The sequence below is a fragment of the Bacteroides sp. QWL-09 genome, assembly GCF_058683585.1.
This window is the reverse complement of record NZ_CM178748.1, coordinates 1,313,188-1,332,439: the sequence shown is the minus strand read 5'-3', so window position 1 is coordinate 1,332,439 and position 19,252 is coordinate 1,313,188. Positions and strand designations below refer to the sequence as shown.

At 39.4% G+C, this 19,252-nt stretch carries 12 protein-coding genes; 9 read left to right on the top strand and 3 right to left on the bottom strand.

Annotated features, from left to right (window positions below):
* Positions 1–227: 227 nt before the first annotated feature.
* The 6 genes from AC4PG5_RS05245 to AC4PG5_RS05220 all read left to right on the top strand — a co-directional run bounded on the left by AC4PG5_RS05245 (position 228) and on the right by AC4PG5_RS05220 (position 9,128).
* Entirely contained in the window at positions 228–2,561 is a 2,334-nt protein-coding gene (locus tag AC4PG5_RS05245; protein ID WP_492030376.1) for an ATP-dependent helicase, read from the top strand.
* A 553-nt stretch (positions 2,562–3,114) separates the two neighbouring features.
* Positions 3,115–6,546 carry an isoleucine--tRNA ligase gene (ileS, locus tag AC4PG5_RS05240; RefSeq protein ID WP_492030375.1) on the top strand — a complete coding sequence of 1,144 codons (3,432 nt, stop codon included), beginning with the start codon at positions 3,115–3,117 and terminating at the stop codon, positions 6,544–6,546.
* 30 nt (positions 6,547–6,576) lie between these two features.
* A complete protein-coding gene (locus tag AC4PG5_RS05235; RefSeq protein WP_492030374.1) occupies positions 6,577–6,957 on the top strand; it encodes a TraR/DksA family transcriptional regulator in 381 nt (126 codons plus the stop codon).
* A 94-nt stretch (positions 6,958–7,051) separates the two neighbouring features.
* Positions 7,052–7,687 (top strand): lipoprotein signal peptidase, encoded by a 636-nt coding sequence (locus tag AC4PG5_RS05230; protein WP_492030373.1) that lies wholly within the window; start codon positions 7,052–7,054, stop codon positions 7,685–7,687.
* On the top strand, positions 7,688–8,734 hold the full coding sequence (locus AC4PG5_RS05225; RefSeq protein WP_492030372.1) for a DUF4296 domain-containing protein: 1,047 nt from the start codon (positions 7,688–7,690) through the stop codon (positions 8,732–8,734).
* 13 nt (positions 8,735–8,747) lie between these two features.
* A complete protein-coding gene (locus AC4PG5_RS05220) occupies positions 8,748–9,128 on the top strand; it encodes a hypothetical protein (RefSeq protein ID WP_492030371.1) in 381 nt (126 codons plus the stop codon).
* Here AC4PG5_RS05220 and AC4PG5_RS05215 read toward each other — a convergent pair.
* Positions 9,079–9,843: a TrmH family RNA methyltransferase gene (locus AC4PG5_RS05215; protein WP_492030688.1), complete on the bottom strand. Its 765-nt coding sequence runs from the start codon at positions 9,841–9,843 to the stop codon at positions 9,079–9,081. The two genes, AC4PG5_RS05220 and AC4PG5_RS05215, sit on opposite strands and share 50 nt — an antisense overlap.
* Positions 9,844–10,087: 244 nt before the next feature.
* Here AC4PG5_RS05215 and tamL point away from each other — a divergent pair, with 244 nt between their 5' ends.
* Positions 10,088–12,394, top strand: a complete 2,307-nt coding sequence (tamL, locus tag AC4PG5_RS05210; protein WP_492030370.1) for a translocation and assembly module lipoprotein TamL — start codon at positions 10,088–10,090, stop codon at positions 12,392–12,394.
* A 209-nt stretch (positions 12,395–12,603) separates the two neighbouring features.
* On the opposite strand, the gene AC4PG5_RS05205 is transcribed toward tamL, so the two are convergent.
* Together AC4PG5_RS05205 and AC4PG5_RS05200 are read right to left on the bottom strand one after the other, a co-directional pair.
* Entirely contained in the window at positions 12,604–13,158 is a 555-nt protein-coding gene (locus tag AC4PG5_RS05205; protein ID WP_492030369.1) for a DUF3332 domain-containing protein, read from the bottom strand.
* Between the two features lie 131 nt (positions 13,159–13,289).
* Complete coding sequence (locus AC4PG5_RS05200; RefSeq protein ID WP_492030368.1) at positions 13,290–13,412, bottom strand: hypothetical protein; 123 nt, start codon at positions 13,410–13,412, stop codon at positions 13,290–13,292.
* 406 nt (positions 13,413–13,818) lie between these two features.
* Here AC4PG5_RS05200 and AC4PG5_RS05195 point away from each other — a divergent pair, with 406 nt between their 5' ends.
* Positions 13,819–17,211, top strand: coding sequence for a SusC/RagA family TonB-linked outer membrane protein (locus AC4PG5_RS05195; RefSeq protein ID WP_492030367.1), 3,393 nt, complete (start codon positions 13,819–13,821; stop codon positions 17,209–17,211).
* A 19-nt stretch (positions 17,212–17,230) separates the two neighbouring features.
* The gene (locus AC4PG5_RS05190; RefSeq protein WP_492030366.1) at positions 17,231–19,165 is read left to right on the top strand and encodes a SusD/RagB family nutrient-binding outer membrane lipoprotein; all 1,935 of its coding nucleotides are present in this window, start codon (positions 17,231–17,233) and stop codon (positions 19,163–19,165) included.
* The last annotated feature ends 87 nt before the right edge of the window (positions 19,166–19,252 follow it).

Sequence of the window (19,252 nt, the reverse complement as noted above, 5' to 3'; positions counted from 1 at the left end):
TTGTGGCTCCGACCCATTAGAGGGAATTGAGCTTTATTAAATTTGCCTTTCTCTGTTTTCGTAATGATCGGCATTTGTAATGATTGGGAATGGCCTTACGCATGGGCCGATGGAAAAATACATCCAAAAAGATGAATCTTTGCGGTGAATGTTCTATTTTTGCCGATAGATGCGTGCTGCATCTCATAGAGTTTTATTCTCTGTGTTACGATTTTCAGGATATGATCATGAATACAAACTATATAAACGAACTTAACGAAGGTCAGCGTGCGGCGGTGGTCTATAATGAAGGTCCTTCATTGGTGATTGCCGGAGCCGGTTCGGGCAAAACGCGCGTGCTAACCTATAAGATAGCTTATCTGATGGAAAACGGGTATGAGCCGTGGAACATCTTAGCGTTGACTTTTACGAATAAGGCCGCTCGAGAGATGAAAGAACGTATTGCTCGACAGGTTGGTCCGGAACGTGCACGTTATTTATGGATGGGCACCTTTCATTCCATTTTCTCTCGTATCTTGCGTGCAGAAGCTCAATGTTTGGGCTTCACCTCTAATTTTACAATTTACGATTCGGCAGATAGTAAAAGTTTGTTGCGCTCCATCATTCGAGAGTTAGGGCTCGATGAGAAAACCTATAAGCCGGGAGTGGTGCAAGCGCAAATCTCAAAAGCAAAGAATCATCTGGTCACTCCCTCGCGGTATGCGGTGAATCGTGAGGCCATGGAGGCTGATCGAGCGAACCGAATGGAGCTGATTCATGAGATCTATCGTTATTATTGGGATCGTTGTCGTCAAGCGAATGCGATGGATTTTGATGATCTATTGTTTTATACTTATGTCTTATTTCGTGATCATCCGGAGGTATTGAGTCGTTATGCGGATCAGTTTCGCTATATCTTAGTGGATGAGTATCAAGATACCAACTTCGCTCAGCATAGCATTGTGCTTCAACTCTCGCAAGTGAATCGCCGGGTTTGTGTGGTGGGGGATGATGCCCAGAGTATCTATTCGTTTCGTGGAGCTGATATCGAGAATATCCTTTACTTTACAAAGATCTTTCCGGAGGCGAAACTCTTTAAGCTAGAACAGAATTATCGGTCGACTCAGACCATCGTTTGTGCAGCTAATAGTCTGATTCGTAAAAATCAGAATCAGATTCGGAAAGAGGTCTTTTCTGAGAAAGATCGGGGAGAACCATTAGGCGTGATTCAGGCTTATAGTGATGTTGAAGAAGGACAAATTGTGGTGAATAAGATTGCGGAATTACGTAAACAGTCGTCGTATAGTTATGCTGATTTTGCGATTCTTTATCGTACGAATGCCCAGAGTCGTATCTTTGAGGAAGCATTGCGTAAGCGTAATATGCCTTATCGGATTTATGGTGGACTGTCGTTTTATCAACGGAAAGAAATCAAAGATGTGATCGCTTATTTTCGTCTGATTGTCAACCCCGATGATGAAGAGGCCTTTAAACGTATTATCAATTATCCGGTTCGTGGGATTGGTGACACCACTTTGAAAAAGATTGTGGGTGCTGCGATGGCGAATGGCGTGAGCTTGTGGTCGGTGGTGTGCGAGCCGCTGACTTATGGACTTGAGGTGAATAAGGGAACGCAAACTAAGCTCCAGGGATTTCGCGAACTGATAGAGAGTTTTATGGCAAGCCATGCCGAAAAAGACGCTTATGAGGTCGGCTCGGAGGTCATTCGGGCTTCAGGGATCATCAATGAGGTCTGTCAAGACAATTCGCCCGAGAATCTGAGTCGTAAGGAAAACATTGAAGAGTTGATGAATGGGTTGAACGACTTTTGTGAATTGCGTCGTGAAGAGGATAATGATAAGGTTTCGTTGACCGATTTCCTCTCTGAGATTGCTTTGTTGAGCGATCAAGATACCGATCAGACGGAAGATGATCAGAAGGTCACCTTGATGACCATTCATGCGGCCAAAGGGTTGGAGTTTAAGAATGTGTTCGTGGTCGGTCTGGAGGAAAATCTATTTCCAAGTTCCATGGGAGGTGATTCTTTACGAGCGCTTGAAGAGGAACGTCGATTATTCTATGTTGCCATCACTCGTGCTGAGGATCATTGCTTTTTGTCGTATGCCAAAACTCGATATCGGTATGGGAAAATGGAGTTTGGTACCCCTAGTCGTTTCTTGCGTGATATTGATAGCAGTTATTTAACGGTACCTAATGAGGAACTTTTGGGACGATCGGTCAGTGAACATGCCGGACGTTTTCGTCGTGAAATAGAAGGTGGATTTAGTCGAACGGCCGACCGTGATCAACCGAAGGAAGCCTTGATCGCTCCGACGCTACCTAAGAAATTAAGAAAGTTGAATCCGGCCGCTGAGGGGACTAGAGTTGCGCCTCCTGCCGGTATAACGAACAGCTTTGGGGTCGCTGTTGGGCAAATGATCGAACATGAACGTTTCGGTGTGGGTGAAGTGATTGCGGTGGAAGGTCTGAATGAAAATGCCAAGGCGACCATTCGTTTTAGGAATGTTGGCGAAAAACAGTTATTACTTCGTTTTGCCCGTTTTAAGGTCATTGGCGATTAAAGGGCGATTAAAGGGTGATTAAAGGGCGATTGATTGGTGATTAGAGGGCGATTAAAAAGTGTTTGAGCTTTAAAAGATCATTCTTTAAAACTCAAACTTCTGTCTCGTGTTTTAAATTCTGGTGTAGAGCCGGTGAAATCGGCTAATTGAAAATTTGTTTTCAAAAAACAGACTTACAAGAGATGCGGTGCTCGTCGTCGTGAGATGCGATCGTTGAGCTCGTGAGGTACGGTGCTCATTGCCATGGAGTACGGTGCTTATTCTTGTGGAGTACGGTCGTTGAGCTCGTGAGATGCGGTGCTCATTCTTCTGGCGTACGGTACTTTTGAACACGAGGTATAATGATGAAATTTGAATGGGTTATTTTTTTTCAACTCAATAAAAGAAGAACCAAATTAACCAACGCATTGAGGTTTGGGCAATTAAAAGTCGAACTATTTTGTGCGATTAAACAAATGTTTTTGTAAATTTGCACCCTTAAAAATGAGACTTTCTCAAAAAAGAATAGATAAAATCGAATATTAGATAAAATCGAAAAAACAAAAATATAACAATGGCTAAGAAATTTACAGAGTATTCACAATTTGACCTTTCTCAGGTCAATAAAGATGTGCTGAAGAAATGGGATGACAACCATGTTTTCGCCAAGAGTATGACAGAACGTGAAGGGTGCCCTTCGTTTGTGTTTTTCGAAGGTCCTCCTTCGGCAAACGGAATGCCGGGAATTCACCATGTAATGGCACGCTCCATTAAGGATATCTTCTGCAGATACAAAACGATGAAGGGATATCAGGTGAAACGTAAGGCCGGATGGGATACACACGGATTGCCTGTTGAACTTGGAGTAGAGAAAGCTTTGGGAATTACCAAAGAGGATATTGGAAAATCTATTTCTGTAGCCGAATATAATGCCGCTTGTCGTAAAGACGTGATGAAGTTTACCAAAGAATGGGAAGACTTGACTCATAAGATGGGGTATTGGGTGGATATGAAAGATCCCTATATCACTTACGATAATCGCTATATTGAAACGTTATGGTGGTTGCTCAAGCAATTATACAAGAAAGGCCTCCTTTACAAAGGTTATACCATTCAACCGTATTCTCCTGCTGCCGGAACCGGATTGAGCTCACATGAATTGAACCAACCGGGTTGTTATCGCGATGTAAAGGATACAACAGTCGTTGCTCAGTTTAAGATGAAGAATCCAAAGGCGGAGATGATGACTTGGGGAACCCCTTATTTCATTGCTTGGACCACTACACCATGGACTTTGCCTTCAAATACGGCTTTGTGTGTGGGACCGAAGATTGACTATGTCGCTGTACAATCCTATAATGCTTATACCGGTGAACCAATCACGGTGGTTTTAGCTAAAGCGTTGTTGAATACACACTTTAATCCGAAAGCGGCCGAATTGGCTCTTGAAGAGTATAAACCGGGTGATAAGTTGATTCCATTTAAGGTGGTTGCCGAATATAAAGGGACTGACCTTGTCGGAATGGAATATGAACAACTCATGCCATGGGTGAATCCGGGTGAGGGTGCATTCCGCGTTATTCCGGGAGATTATGTGACGACTGAAGATGGTACGGGTATTGTCCATATCGCTCCAACTTTTGGTGCTGATGATGCTCAGGTGGCTAAAGCTGCCGGTGTACCACCGTTACAATTGATCAATACGAAGGGAGAACTTCGTCCGATGGTCGATCTAACGGGTAAATTTTACGCTATTGATGAGTTAGATGAGGCGTTTGTACAAGAGCGTGTAAACGTTGAATTATATAAAGAGTTTGCCGGTCGTTTTGTGAAGAATGCATACGATCCGCAGTTGACCGATCAAGATGAATCGCTTGACGTGAGCATCTGTATGATGATGAAGGCGGCTAATTTGGCTTTCAAGATCGAGAAACATGTCCACAATTATCCTCATTGCTGGCGTACGGACAAACCGGTGCTTTATTATCCGTTGGATAGCTGGTTCATTCGTTCTACGGCTTGTAAGGAACGTATGATGGAGTTGAATCAATCGATCAATTGGAAACCGGAATCTACCGGAACGGGTCGTTTTGGTAAATGGTTGGAAAACTTGAACGATTGGAACTTGAGCCGTTCGCGTTACTGGGGTACGCCGTTACCTATTTGGCGTACTGAAGATAACAGCGAGGAGATCTGCATCGAATCGGTTGAAGAATTATATCATGAGATCGAAAAGGCGGTAGCTGCAGGCTTGATGTCTTCTAACCCATACAAAGAGAATGGATTTGTACCGGGCGACTATGCTGCCGATAATTACGATAAGATCGATTTGCATCGTCCGTATGTGGATGATATCGTTTTGGTTTCTAAAGAAGGTAAACCGATGAAGCGTGAGACGGACTTGATTGATGTTTGGTTCGACTCGGGTGCGATGCCATATGCACAGATTCACTATCCGTTTGAGAATAAGGAGTTGTTGGATGGACGTGAGGTGTATCCGGCTGACTTTATTGCTGAAGGGGTGGATCAAACCCGTGGTTGGTTCTTTACACTTCATGCCATTGCAACTATGGTGTTCGATAGCGTGTCGTATAAGGCGGTGATCTCTAATGGTCTTGTGCTCGATAAGAATGGTAATAAGATGTCTAAGCGTTTGGGAAATGCGGTGGATCCATTTACGACGATCGAGAAATACGGATCTGACCCGTTGCGTTGGTATATGATTACCAACTCTTCGCCTTGGGATAACTTGAAGTTTGATGTTGAAGGTATAGAAGAGGTTCGCCGTAAGTTCTTCGGTACCTTATATAATACGTATTCGTTCTTTGTTCTTTATGCCAATGTAGACGGATTTGATTATAAAGAGGCTGATGTGCCAATGAATGATCGTCCTGAGATTGACCGTTGGGTGCTTTCTGTACTGAACTCGTTGGTGAAAGAAGTCGACGTTTGTTATAATGAGTATGAGCCGACTAAGGCTGGTCGTTTGATTTCTGATTTTGTGAATGATAACTTATCGAACTGGTTTGTGCGTTTGAATCGTAAACGTTTCTGGGGTGGTGAGTTTACTCAAGATAAACTGTCGGCTTATCAGACGCTATATACTTGCTTGGAGACGGTGGCTAAATTGATGGCGCCTATCGCTCCGTTCTATGCCGATCGTTTATACTCTGATCTGATCGCAGTTACCGGTCGTGATTCTGTGGTATCGGTGCACTTGGCTAAATTCCCTGAGTGTCATGAGGCTCTTATTGATGCAAACCTTGAGGCTCGTATGAAGATGGCTCAAGACGTGACATCCATGGTACTTGCTTTGCGTCGTAAGGTGAACATTAAAGTACGTCAACCGCTACAGTGTATTATGATTCCTGTGGTTAGTGACGAACAGAAGTCGCATGTAGAGGCTGTTCGCGCATTGATTGAAAATGAGGTGAATGTGAAAGAGATTCGTTTCGTTGACGGTGCTGCCGGAGTCTTGGTGAAGAAAGTAAAATGTGATTTTAAGAAGCTCGGTCCGAAGTTTGGTAAACAAATGAAGGCGGTTGCGGCTGCTGTGGCTGAACTGTCTCAAGAGGCTATTGCAGAACTTGAAAAGAATGGCTCTTATCCGCTCAATCTTGATGGCGTTGAAGCTGTTGTTGAGGCTTCGGATGTTGAGATTTTCAGTGAGGATATTCCGGGATGGTTGGTTGCCAATGAAGGTAAGCTGACTGTAGCTTTGGAGGTGACGATCACCGAAGAACTTCGTCGTGAAGGTATCGCCCGTGAATTGGTGAATCGCATTCAAAATATTCGTAAGTCTAGCGGATTTGAAATTACCGATAAAATCAAGATTGAGTTGTCAAAAAATCCTCAAACAGATGATGCGGTAATTGAAAATAAAGAGTATATTTGTAACCAAGTTCTCGCTTTATCCGATGGATTCGACTTAGTTGATGAAGTGGTCGACGGTGTGGAACTTAGCTTTGATGATTTTTCATTATTCGTCAAGGTGATTAAAGCATAAATTTAATACACTTTTTAAACACCTAAGGTTATGGGAGAGAAGACTAGATATTCAGACGAGGAATTAGAAGAGTTCCGCGCCATTATTATGGAGAAACTAGAAGTTGCTCAGCGTAATTACGATCAATTGAAGAGAAGTTTGATGGGATTGGATAGTAATAATACCGATGACACATCGCCAACTTATAAAACTCTTGAAGACAGTGCTTATGCTCTTTCAAAGGAAGAAACGACTCAATTGGCTCAACGTCAGTTGAAGTTTATTCAGGGTTTACAAGCTGCACTTGTACGAATTGAAAATAAAACGTATGGCATTTGTCGTGAAACCGGCAAATTGATTCCAGCCGAACGCTTACGTGCTGTGCCTCATGCGACATTGAGCATTGAAGCAAAGAACGGTGGTAAAAGGTAAATGAATTTTAATACTGTAAAGACATGAAGATGTAAAGCTCCGCATTCCGGTGTTTTACATCTTTATGTCTTTGTTTTTATAACGATTATTACACATGAAAAAGCTACTGACTAAGGGAAATATTGCTTTACTTGTTATTTTTTCGGTTCTGATCATTGACCAGCTTATTAAAGTTTGGATTAAGACGCATATGTATTGGCATGAAAGTATTCATGTGACCGATTGGTTCTATATCTATTTTACCGAGAATAACGGTATGGCTTTTGGTATGGAGATTTTTGGAAAATTGTTCTTGACCTTATTCCGTATTGTTGCAGTCGTACTGATTGGACGTTATTTATACAAGATTGTCAAGAGACAACTAAAAACGGGTTACATCGTATGTATTTCTCTGATCCTTACGGGAGCTTTAGGAAATATTATTGATAGCGTGTTCTATGGAGTCATCTTCAATGAGAGTACTCATTCTCAAATCGCTAGCTTTATGCCTGGAGGTGGCGGGTATTCAACATGGTTTTATGGTAAGGTGGTCGATATGTTCTATTTCCCTATCATTGAAACCAACTGGCCTTCATGGATGCCGATTATCGGGGGAGATCATTTCGTCTTCTTTAGTCCGATCTTCAATTTTGCCGATGCTGCGATTAGCTGCGGTATCATTGCTCTACTTTTGTTTTATAGCAAATATTTAAATGAATCTTGTCACTTTGTTGATAAAAAGAGTAAGTAAATGGTGAAAGTACGTTCTCGATTCCCGATAGTTTTTGTAAGCTTGTTGCTTCTGTCCTTAGTCTCTTGTGAGGTGAAGCGTCCTGATAATATCATTCCGGAATCGAAGATAGAGGATTTTTTATACGATTATCACTTGGCGAAAGCTATGGGTGATAACTTGTCGTATGAAGATAATTATAAAAAAGCTGTATATCTGAATGCGGTGTTTAAAGAACATGGAATTACGCAAGCTCAGTTTGATTCTTCAATGGTCTGGTATACCCGTAATACATTGGTGTTGACGAAAATTTATGAGCGTTTATCTAAACGGATGAAAGCGGAGCAGGATGAGATCAATCATCTTGTGGCCATGCGGCATAAGCGACCTCTTGTGACTGAGCCTGGCGATAGTATTGATGTTTGGGGAGCTCAGCGTTTTATTCGTCTGACGGCTTCTGAGCTTAATAATAGTTATACGTTTACAATTCCAACCGATACGAACTTTAAAGATCGTGATACTTTGGTGTGGACGGCGAATTATCGTTTTATCGATCCTGTGATTGATACCACTCGTCGTGCAATTATTAATATGCAGTTTGTTTTCCAGAATGATAGTGTGGTGACTCGTACGGAACAGATTGCTAAATCTGGGGAACGAACGATTAAGTTATATGCCGATTCATTGGGGTCAATAAAAGAATTGCGTGGTTTTATTTTCCTATCTAAAAGGCATAAAACGACCGGATCTCTTTTAGTTAATGATATTCGTTTGGTTCGTTATCATTGTAACGATTCGCTTTCAAGTGCTCGTGATTCGTTTAAAACGACTACGGTAAAGAAAGATTCTATCAGAAAAACGTCGGATTCAATTCGTCCCAACGTTAAACCGATTGGCAATCAACAGCGGGTGGCCCCGGGCGAACTCAATCGTAATCGTACCGTGATTCAAACGGATAAGAGTCCTGAACAAGTTGCCACTGAGCGACGTATCGAAAATCAACGTCTGGAGCGTCAGCGCTCACAGCGCAACCGACAACAGCGGGTTGTTCAACCGACGAGACGGTAGATCGAAGATTGTGATGAAGAATTTTGCAGCGCATTATATCTATATTCCTGATAGAGGTTTTTTTAAACAATCAGGTGTGTCGGTTGATGACATAGGGAGGGTTGCTGCCGTTTTTGCTTTGGATGATGAAGTGGAATCGGTTGAATGGCACCCTGGTGTGATCGTTATATTACCTGCAAGTCCTAATATAAATAATGATGAAACCCTCATAGCGGTGGTTTCATCATTATTTACCCATCAAAAAGCGGTTTTCTCTCATCTCACCGACTCTAATAAGGAGATGGTCGATCGTTTGATCTTAAACGACCAGACGATGGTTGCTTATCTGTTTTTTCCTTTTGATTTTACTTCAATGAAGCTTGACGGCGAAACTCGGCACAGACAACTGCGGTAGCTATAGCTACATTTAGTGATTCTGAAGTGGCCCGCTCTTGTGGATAATTGGGGATATATAATTTATGGTTGACCCATTCTTCTATTTCTTTACTAATTCCATTTCCCTCGTTTCCCATGATGATGATTCCATGATTTGGGAGGGGTTGGTTATAGATGTTTTCTCCTTCTAAGAAAGTTCCAAAGATTGGTGTTTCACCTAGGGTTTTGATGAAGTCGGTCAAGTGGGTATAATGTACCTTTACGCGTGCTATGGCTCCCATTGTGGCTTGTATGGCTTTGGGATTATAAACGTCTACTGTATTTGAGGAGCAAATAATGTTCTCTATGCCAAACCAATCGGCTAAACGAATAATTGTGCCTAAGTTGCCCGGATCTTGAATGTCATCTAATGCAATCGTTAGTTTCTGGGAAATGGCTTCCGCGTTTAGAGTATGTTGTGGTTGCTCAAAGAGAGCAAGTACGTGTTGCGGTGTTTTTAAAAGGCTAGCTCGTGATAATTCATCGGGAGTGGCCTCGATAATCTCATCGGCTCGTAGGTTAGGGTTGTCTTTTATCCATTGAGGCGTCGCAGCGATCAGGCGACAATGGAAATAGGGTAGAAGGTCTCCTATTAATTTGGGGCCTTCTGCTAAAAAAATACCTTCTTCTTTGCGACTCTTTTTTTGTTCTAATGAACGAATATACTTTATCTTATTTTTACTTAATGCCATTATCCTCTTTCTTATATTTAGGACAAAGCTATAAAGAATTCTTGATAATTTGCTTGTTTTACCGAGGTTTCTTGTCGCTGGGTTCTCTGAGAGTTGATGTTTCACATTCATTCAAGGCAACGGGTGGCCTTGATCTTTTAGGAAATAGCCTTGGAGTTGTTAATTTAATCTTATAGTTTTTTTTAGCAAGAAATAAGAATTATCTTTGTGTTTTGAAACTATTAAGGCGATTAGATTAACCGTATATATGAAGAAAAGACTTCTTTATTTTTTTACTGTCACAGTCTTACTCTCTCTCTTCTCTTGTTCCGCAACTAAATATGTTCCGGAAGGTTCTTATTTATTGGATGATGTCCGGATTGAGACGGACAATAAAAATGTAAAGCCCTCATCTTTGATGATTTATCTTCGGCAGAATCCGAATGCTAAATGGTTTAGTCTTTTTAAAACTCAATTATACATTTACAACCTTTCTGGGCGCGACTCTACTCGTTGGATCAATAGAACGCTTCGCCGCATGGGGGATGAGCCTGTGATTTACGATTTGAATGAATCTCAACGTTCTCAACAGGAAATTGCTAAGGCTGTTCGAAATATGGGATATATGGGAGCGACGGTTTCTGTTTCTGAGCAAAAGAAAAGAAAGAAAATTAAACTGTGCTATTCGGTAAAAGCAGGCGATCCATATATCGTTCGTCGTGTCAAACGCATAGTCGATGATGAGAATATCGCACAAATTTTGAAAGCAGATTCGGCTGCCAGCTTATTGAAAGATGGTATGATTTTTGATGTTAATGTGTTGGATGCTGAGCGGCAACGGGTTTCTGACCAATTGTTGCAGATGGGATATTATAAGTTTAATAAGGATTATATGACTTATATTGCTGATACGGTGCGACAGACTAAATTAGTCGATTTGACTTTGCATCTTCAGGGGTATAAGGCATTCGCAGCCGATACGGCAAAACCTCATAAGCAATATACGATTGATCAGATTAGTTTTATAACCGACTATGAGGTTCTTAAATCATCGGCGTTAGCTGGTATTGAGGTGAATGATTCGATTCACTATAAGTCATATCCTATTTATTACAATGAGAAATTGTATTTACGTCCTAAAGTGCTAACCGATAATTTGCGTTTTTCGGTTGGCGATTTATATAAGGCTCGGGATGTGCAGCGTACTTACTCTAACTTTGGGCGTTTGTCTGCGTTGAAATATACTAATATTCGTTTTTTCGAATCTCAGAAGGATTCAAATGCATTAAGCTGTTATGTGCTGCTGACTAAAAGTAAGCATAAGTCGATTGCTTTTGAAGTGGAAGGAACAAACTCTGCAGGTGATTTAGGTGCTGCGGCATCGGTCTCTTTCCAAAATAGGAACTTATTCAAGGGGTCTGAGACTTTTATGATTAAGTTTCGTGGGGCTTATGAGGCCATATCCGGATTACAAGCCGGTTATGGAAACAATAATTATACGGAGTATGCTGTGGAGTCTAGTATTAATTTCCCTAATTTCTTGTTTCCTTTCTTATCTTCGGACTATAGGCGGAATATCCGTGCGACAACGGAATTGGGTTTGCAGTATAATTACCAATTGCGCCCGGAGTTTTCTAGAACGATGGCTTCAGCTTCGTTGAGTTATAAATGGTCTCAGCGCCAACGTATTCATCATCGTGTCGATCTTATGGATATTGGCTTTTTATATTTGCCATGGATCTCTGATAAATTTGAAGAGGACTACATTAATAAAGGCCAGAATTCCATCTTCCAATATAACTATCGGAATCGTCTCATTATACGTATGGGGTATAATTATAATTATAATAGTCGCGGGACGAACCTTGTTAATAATACGTTGACCTCCAATTCTTATTCGATAAGATTTAATATTGAGTCTGCCGGTAATCTGATGTATCTTTTTTCGAAAGCTATACGGATGCATAAGAATAGTGATGGAGAGTATGCTATCCTGGGAATTCCTTATGCTCAGTATGTGAAAGGGGAATTTGACTTTGCGAAGAATATACGGATAGATCATCGTAATTCGTTTGCTTTTCATTTTGGAGTTGGGGTAGCTGTTCCTTATGGAAATGCCAAGACGATCCCTTTTGAGAAACAATACTTTTCCGGTGGAGCTAATAGTGTAAGGGGGTGGACCGTTCGTGGTCTAGGACCCGGAATTTTCCCCGGTGATGGTATTCAGCTGAATCAATCGGGTGATATCAAATTTGATGCGAGCATTGAATACCGGAGTCGTTTGTTTTGGAAATTTCAAGGAGCCGCTTTTATTGATGCCGGTAATATTTGGACCATTCGTAGTTACGAGAATCAACCAGGTGGCGTTTTTAAGTTTAATACGTTTTATAAACAGATTGCTATGGCATACGGGTTGGGATTGCGGTTAGACTTGGATTTCTTTATTCTACGGTTTGATGGAGGTATGAAAGCTGTTAATCCACTTTATGAAAGCGGTCGCGATCGATATCCCATCTTTCATCCTAATCTTAAGAGAGATTTTGCTTTTCACTTTGCAGTAGGTTATCCTTTTTAATGCGGTGGTCTGAGGGTTTTTCTGCTTGAAACAACCCTCTTTGTTGGTAAAGCTTCGCCTTGATTGATGCAATGCTCTTCATTTTTTTTAAGCATTATACGTGGCTTATTCTGTGATCGAATAATAAAATAGGAGGAAAATAAATTTTATTTTCCTCCTATTTTATTTCTGAGTTCTATGCAAACTCTTAAAGAAGCTTTGATTAACTTTTAGCGAGCGGCAAATAGAATGCCATTCGATGTGATTTGTCTTGCTGCCATTATGCCTTGAGCATCTAACGTCACGGTCATTTCTTTTTGGTTTGGCAAATATAGATTTGCTGTACCATCATTGTTCATTTTTAGAAGCTTAGTGCTCTCGCCATTTGAAACGACATTCCAAGTATTGTCTTCTTGTTGATAAATAAGTTCTATTGATTGCTTTTCACCAATTTTAGTAATTGAATATCCGTTTTCAAGAGTGGTAACTAAATAATCTCCACTTTCTCCTTTAACCTTCTTTACATCTCCAATATTCGCCATAGGGTTGGATCCGCTCCAGAATTCGATAGAATTTATAACTAATACGTCGGCAAGATAGGCGACTTCATATACTGGAACAATGTGCAATGCTAAAAAAACCAACTCATTTACAAACTTGTCACTAATGTTTTGATTCCATGTCTTTAAATGGTTGAATAAGCCAAACGAACCGATGCAAGAGCTGAATAACAAACTGCCCGAAAGTAAGCTGACTAATACAAGTGTTGATGTTTTCTTTTTCATTTTTGATGTTTTTTATTAATGTAAATAGTTACTCTATTCATTGAGTTATTTTAGAAAAGAGTTTTTTAAACATATAAAGTTGTCGGTAAAAGTAATAGATAATTTTTATAAATATTTTGTATTAATATTGTTTAACTCCATTCTTGAACCTCTTTTTTTGATCGTTTTTCTTCTCTTTTGACATGTTTTCTATCCTTTTTGTGTGGTATGAAAAATGCTTTTATTACATGCTGATGCTGTTTAGCTTTGTTCATAGTGATGTACTCTTTTGATAATGAACTGATATTATACTATTTCGGTATTGTGTTATTATGAAATATGTTAACATGGATTGGCGCTTTGTTTTGCTATTTTAACATTTTTGTTATTTTTTGAGTTAGTATTTGTTTGTTAAATATCGTTTATTTAAATGCCTATATTTTGACTTATGATTATGTTTTTTGCATAAATAATGCTAAAATTGTTTTGTAAGGGGTAAGTTTTGTTATTTATTCATCTTTTTTGAAAAAATTAAAAAGCGTTAAATTGTTTTCTTTTCTATTAATAAAACGTTTTGTGTTATTTATATATTATATATATTTGCCTCCGTAAAAAGAGAGAAGGAAGCATAAACTCCTTCTTTATATAAATGCTTTTATTAAGTAACTTAAAATCATTATTATGCTAAAACGTTTTAAGTCTGTAAGTATGCTGCTATTCCTTATGAGTTCATCTACAGGAATGGCTTACGCAGTTTCTGATTTCGGCATGGCCGATGTCCAAATCACACAGCAAAAGGGGTCTTGTACCGGTGTTGTGAAAGATGCTAATGGAGAAACTGTTATCGGTGCTTCCGTAGTAGTCAAAGGAACGACAAACGGAACTATTACAGGAATGGATGGGGATTTTTCTTTGAGCAATGTTAAACCCGGCTCAATTATTCAAGTTTCTTTTGTTGGTTATGTGACTCAAGAAGTTAAATGGACTGGAGCATCTTTAAACATTGTTTTAAAGGATGATGCTCAAGCACTAGACGAGGTTGTAGTTACAGCTCTTGGTGTGAAACGCCAAACTAAAGCATTAGGATATGCTGTAACTGAGATTAAAGGTGATGATCTTAACACAAATCTGGTGAACCCTGTATCTGCTTTGCAAGGAAAGGTTGCCGGTGTTGATATTTCATCGGGTGATGGTGGATTGTTTGGCTCTTCGAAGATTTTGATTCGTGGAGCTTCTACTTTAGGTAACAACAACCAGCCAATTTACGTTATTGATGGTGTGATACTTGATAATGCTGTAAAAGTGGGTGATGCTGATTGGAGTACAAATGACACCGACTGGGGTAATGAGTTGAAGAACCTTAATCCTGATGATTTTGCTTCTGTATCTGTCTTGAAAGGGGCTGCAGCTACAGCTTTGTATGGATCAAGAGGATTGAATGGTGCAATCGTTATTACAACAAAAAGTGGTAAAGGGAAAAAAGGTCTTGGTATCGACGTATCTCAAACCTTTGGTGTAGATCATGTTTATGGTGGACCAGATTTCCAAAATGAACGTGGTAGAGGATACATGTCTGGCTTTAACAACTATAAGTCTTCAAACAATGCTCAGGACACCAACTCTTTCTACTTAAATCAAAATGGAGAGCGCTCTTTAACATCGGGAGGTATTTACTCTTATGGGCCAAAGTTTGATGGACAAGATATTGAATATTATGATTATTCAATAGTACCTTATTCACCATATAAAAACAACTTTGTTGATGCCTTTGACAATGGGTTTAATACCAATACGAATGTTTCTGTAAAAGGAGGTAATGAAATAACTTCATTTTATGGATCTATCTCGTACAAACATGCCGAAGGAAATACTCCAAACAACAGTTTTGAACGCTTGTCTTTATTGACTAAGATTTCTCATAAAATTACTAAGGACGTTGAAGTTGAAGCTGCTTTTAGTTTTGCTAATTCAAATCCTAAGCAAGGTGGTTTTACGAACTTTGGAGAGAACTTTATCGATGGAACATGGGATAGAATGTATGATAGCCGTTATTGGAGAACGCGCTATAAAGGAACTCACGGTGGGTTAGCTTCTTCTGATTATGGTGATGAATACGGACTTGCTCCAGGTCGTAGCGTTTGGTGGAGTGTATTTGAAACCTCATATACTCAAAAGGAAACCATGGTACGTCCTTCTTTAAAATTAACAGCCGATTTAACTAAATGGTTGAAATTTACTGTAGAGGGTAACTATAATTACTTCTACAAAAGAAATGAAGGAAAAGCACTTGGTAGCGGATACGCTAACGAAGGCGGTTCTTATAGTATGGGACTTTATACGAAAGAACAAACAAATTTAAATGCTAACTTTTTAGTAAACAAGACTTTTGGTGATTTTAGTTTAAATGGATTCTTGCGCGGAGAGTATTATAATAATTTCGAAAAGGCAATGTCTGAAAGTACTAATGGAGGTCTTGTTGTTCCTGGTCAGTATTTTATTGCTAACTCTAAGAAAACGCCAAATTATTCAGGTGTGATTGCTGGTGAAAAGAGAATCTTATCTGTTGCCGGACAAGTCGGAATGAGTTGGAAGGATCAATTATTCTTAGATGTAACAGGCCGTAATGACTGGTCTTCATCTTTGGTTTATGCTGATGGACACGGTAATTATTCTTATTTTTATCCTTCAATCTCTGGATCATGGTTGATTCATGAAACTTTTAGAGATGAACTTCCTTCGTGGATCAGCTTCGCTAAAGTACGTGCTTCATGGGCGCAAGTAGGTAACGATACCAATTCTTACCTTGTAAATTCAAGCTATAATTTGTATACTTCTACAACGAATAATGGTGATACTTATTCATTGGATATTCCTACGACTTCTTATGATAATAATCTTAAACCAGAACGTAAAAACTCTTGGGAAGTTGGATTGGACTGGAGATTTTTTATGAATCGTTTGGGCGTTGACTTTACTTACTACAAGGAAAATACCAAAGATCAGATCATGAAAATTGATATACCTAATGTTTCGGGACTCTCTTCTCAATATGTAAACGCTGGTAATATTCAAAACGAAGGTCTTGAATTGGCTTTGAATGCCACTCCTATTAAAACGAAAGATTGGACTTGGGATTTAAATTTCACTTATACAAAGAATACGTCAAAAATTATAAGTTTACATCCAGATGTTACTAATTTCATCAATTTGACAGGTATGTCTAATTATGGTAACTTCCGTATTGCTTCTGTAGCTGAAGTTGGTGGTGAATATGGTACATTACGTTCCGATGCTACTCCTATTTATGACGAAAAGACAGGGCTTCCTGTTTTAGAATTAGCTTCTTACAATGGTCGCCATACAGTATACTACACTCGTTCTGGAGTTGAAAAAGGAGTTGGTTCTATTCAACCTGACTTCTTGGGAAGTGTGAGCACGTCTCTTAGATATAAGAACTGGACATTGCGTATCGCTACTGATATGAGATTTGGTGGTATGGTTGCTATTTATGGTTCACACTACGGTACATCATATGGCTATCTTAAGAATTCATTGAAGGGTACTAGTGCTGAACACGGTGGTATGACCTATACTTCTATCTGGGATGGTTTAACTTATGACGATGGTATTATCCCTGAAGCATTAATGCCAGGTGGTAAAACAATTAATACTCCAACTGGAACTTATACGATAGCCGCAGATGGTGAAACTTATCGCTCTTTATATGAAAGAGGTATTGTTGATCCTCAACATGCTTCTTCTTGGAACTATTGGAATAACTCTTGGGGACGTGCCTCTGTTATGAAAAACAATGATTGGTTCCATGAGTTAAATTACATCGCTCTTCGCGAGGTCACTTTAAATTATAGTGTACCTAATTCTATTGCAAGTAAAATAGGGGCTTCAAAATTGAGTTTATCGGTAACAGGAAGAAATTTGGGCTATTTATTAAATTCTTTGCCGAACAACTTTAATCCGGAATCTCTTCGCGGAACTCAAGCATCGCAATTTATGATCCGTTCTGTAAGTCCGTATACTGCAAGTTATACTTTTACTATCAATGCTTCATTCTAATCTAATAAAAATGAATTATATGAAATTAAATAAATCGGTGTTAGCTGCTTTGATTTTAGGGGGACTTTCCTTAAGTAGTTGCCGTGACGAATTTGCTACTTTAAATCAGGATAAATCGGCTGTTGTAACTCCTAATATCAGTTATTTGTTTGCAGAGGCTGTAAATAAATTTGAGCCTCAAGGTTATTTGGAGTATTTCTATAATGCACCAATGATGTATTCTTGGTCGGGAATGGGCATTTCTTCGGGAGGTGCTTCAGAGTCTATTTTGACTTTAACGGCTACAGGTGATAAAGGTTCTCAATATCTCAAGACTCTTCGTGTTGTTCGTGAGATGGAGGATATCATGAATAAACCATCTTATAAAGCAGAGGATAAGGCTATTAATATGCCTTATGTAGCGGCAACAAAAATACTAACAATTTACTTAGGCCTTTTTGATTCAGATTTATATGGTGATATTCCATATCTTGAGGCTTGTAAAAAGAAATTTGGTGGTGAAGTTACTGCTCCTTACGATCCTCTTGAACAGTTATACGATCTTTGGATAACTGATCTCAATGAAGCAATTACCGTTTTTACAACGGCTAATGCACGTATGATTAGTTCGCAAGATGTTGTATATGGAGGAAAAGTTGATAAATGGGCAAAATTTGCTAACTCTTTAAAACTTCGTATCGCTGTTCGATTGTTAAATCAAAACGCAACTAAAGCTAAGGCAATAGCCTCTGATGTGGAAAATGCGACATGTGGTTACCTCAATTCTATTGAAGATGATGTCTTGTTTAATAAAATGCTGACCACAACAAATGACGGAAGAAATGATTATATTTATCATTGGAGTAACGGATTCTCTGGATGTGCCGGTAGTCAGACCGTTGTTGATTTGATGATCAAAAACTTCGACCCTCGTGTTAGATTCTTTTATAAGAAGAATAACTGGAACTCAAAAGTTATTCAAGGATTTTATGATGCAGGTAAGAGTATCCCGGATTTTATAGAAAAGAATGTAGTTTATACTGTTGGAACTGATGGTAAAAAGCATTTTGAAAAATGGGGTGGCCTTGGAGAACCATGGGTACGTTACTATGGTATGACAGAAGATTGGATGGCTAGTAACGATGCTACAGGAAAACATAAATGGTATTTCCCATCAAGCTATCCAAATGCAGCATCTGAATTGACTTTGTACGACAAAGATGGTAAAAACCCTAAACAATATACCGTTTTCTCTACTTTAAATCAAATGATGTTAATTGGTAGAACATATACTGCTGCAGCTCAAGTAGAGAGTTCAACATTACCTGGTGATGCTTATACGTTCAAGACCAATGATCGTCCTTGGTATGGAATGTATTTAAGTTCTGCGGAGGTTAACCTTTATTTGGCAGAGTTTGCAATGTTGTCTGGTCGTGAAACTGATGCTAGTAACTTCTATAAAAAAGCTTTAAGATTATCTGTTCAAGAATATGATAAATTGGCTAAATTGAATCAAGTTGCTTACTATAGTAATGTAGCTGGTTGTTTTGGCTATGATTCTAATGAAGGAGCTATTGACTTGAAGGATGGTGAGATCGACGCTATGCTTAATGGAGCAGAATACGACTTTACCGGTACTGCAAGCCAAAAATTAGAGAAAATCTATTTGCAACAAATGTTACACTTTACTCTTTATCCAAATGAGCAGTATGTAACAGCACGTCGTTCTGGATACCCAAGCTTTAACTCAACAATCTTACCACGTAAGCAATATGCTGAAGTTCCGGCTGCAAAAATTCCTCGTCGTTTCCCAACAGGAACTGTTACCGATACAGATAAGATGGGACCTCTCAAAATTGAAGCTTTCAAACGTCAAGGTTTGACTCCGACAGCTGATGGACTATATAATCAAGTTTTGCATGATGAACGTCTATGGGCTGACAAAAATGCTCCAGAGTGGGGTGCTGGTAAGTAAAATCTAAGAATGATCTGACCCTAGGTTAGGTATATTTATGAATAAATAATTAGAGAGTCTGGCATTTGCTAGACTCTCTTTTTTTCA